The following is a 1,757-nucleotide window of genomic DNA, read 5'->3' on the forward strand; positions in this document are numbered from 1 at the left end:
CGCGCCGGGAACTGTGGTACAGGATGCTTGACGCTTCACCGACCCAGCCGGGTCTCCACGCCCTGACACGACCAGCCCGGCCGCCTGTCCTCTCGTCTTGATGTTCTTCGCAGCGTTCACATCAGCGTGCTCGACATGCCCACAGGAAGTGCATCGAAAGGCCGCTTGGCTCTCGCGGCTCTTCGCATCCACCGCCCCGCAGACCGCCTTGTAACAGGTTTGTGACATGTACGCGGGATCAACGACCCGAATGTCGGTGCCGGTGTAGCGGGCCTTGGACCGCAACGCGCTCTCCAGCCCGTACCAACCCTTATCCAAGATCGAACGGTTCAGCCCGGCTTTGGCCGCGCGCCCGTTGGGCAGGTACGCGCCCGGCGTGCCAGGATCGGGTTTCGGCGCGACCGATGTGGTCATCGCCCGGGTGTTCAGTTTCTCCAGCGTGACGATCGCGTTGTCGCGGGTGAGCCGGTGCGCGACCTGGGCGTTGAAGTCCGCACGCCGCCACCGTGCCCGCCGCATCAGATCACCCATCGCCCGCACCACCCGCCGACGCCGGTTCGACCCCTTCTTCGACCGGGCGAGCCGACGTTGGAGCCGCGCATACCGCCTCGCCTCGCCCGCCGTGAGGAACCCCGTATCGTCCGGGCCGTCGCGGATCTCAACCGGCGGCGGCACCATCGACGACACTCCGGTTTGGCCGGCGTGGCGGCGATCGAAGAACTCCCCGTCACTGGTGACCGCGGCGCTGGCCACCCCTCGATCCACCCCGGCATGCCGCTCGGGATGGGTGTGCTCGCTCACCTCGGCAAGGCCGTCATCCACCAGGAAGCTGATGAACCAATGCCTGCCATCGCGGGTAACGCTCGCCGACTTCACCGTCCCGCCCAAGGGGCGGGACAGGCGGAACTTCACCCACCCGAACTTCGGCAGGAACACCCGCCCCCACGTGCGGCTGATCTTCTCGACGGGGATCTGCCGGGCGGTCGGGAACCGAAACGACGGCCGCCACCTCGCCTTGCTCTTCCAGCGCACCTTCCACGTGCCATGCCTGCGGCACGCCTCGTCCAGATCCTTCAGCGTCTGCTGGATGACCTGCGCAGGCGCCTCAGCCAGCCAGGCACAGTCCGGGTCCTTCTTCGCTTCGGCGAGCTGGCGGCACTGCTCGGCGTAGCCGATGGACGCGCCCCGGCGTCGATAGGCGCGGCGCTGCTCCAGACCGGTGTTCCACACGCTGCGGCAGATCCCGCCCAGCCGCTCGGCGAACAGCCGCTGACCGAGATCGAACTCCAACCGGTACCTCCGGCCCGCCAGCACGCGTGAAACACCTCCCTCACCAGTCGCTCCAGCCCCACACAACTCGAACATATTATCGTCTGTTTCTCGAGTCAGGAAGCGGAATACCGGCGCGGCAGGCACGTGGTCTCCGCGCTGCATGTCCATCTGGTCTTCGTCACCAAATACCGCAGAAACGTCTTCAACGACGCGATGCTGCGCCGCTGCGAGGACATCATGATCGAGGTGTGTGACAGCTTCGAGGCCGAGCTTGGCGAGTTCAACGGCGAGGACGACCATGTCCACCTGCTGGTCTTCTATCCACCCAAGGTCGCCATCAGCAAACTCGTCAACTCTCTCAAGGGCGTCTCCTCCCACTACCTGTGCAAGGAATTCACCGGCCGCGTCACCCGCGCCATCATGCAGGGCCTCTTGTGGTCACCCAGCTACTTCGCCACCTCTTGTGGCGGAGCCCCACTTTCGCC

The 1,757-nt window shown here is 66.0% G+C and carries 2 protein-coding genes; one reads left to right on the forward strand and one right to left on the reverse strand.

Going from position 1 to position 1,757, the window contains the following annotated elements; all coding sequences use genetic code 11:
• On the reverse strand, positions 1 to 1,365 hold a 1,365-nt coding region (locus ABN273_RS59110; protein ID WP_349458578.1), incomplete at its 3' end, for an RNA-guided endonuclease InsQ/TnpB family protein.
• Here ABN273_RS59110 and tnpA point away from each other — a divergent pair.
• Positions 1,366 to 1,757 (forward strand): IS200/IS605 family transposase (gene tnpA, locus ABN273_RS59115; RefSeq protein ID WP_502911362.1); only part of this gene is annotated, 392 nt, incomplete at its 3' end.

This window comes from Nonomuraea sp. B19D2, assembly GCF_040137845.1.
GTDB lineage: Bacteria > Actinomycetota > Actinomycetes > Streptosporangiales > Streptosporangiaceae > Nonomuraea.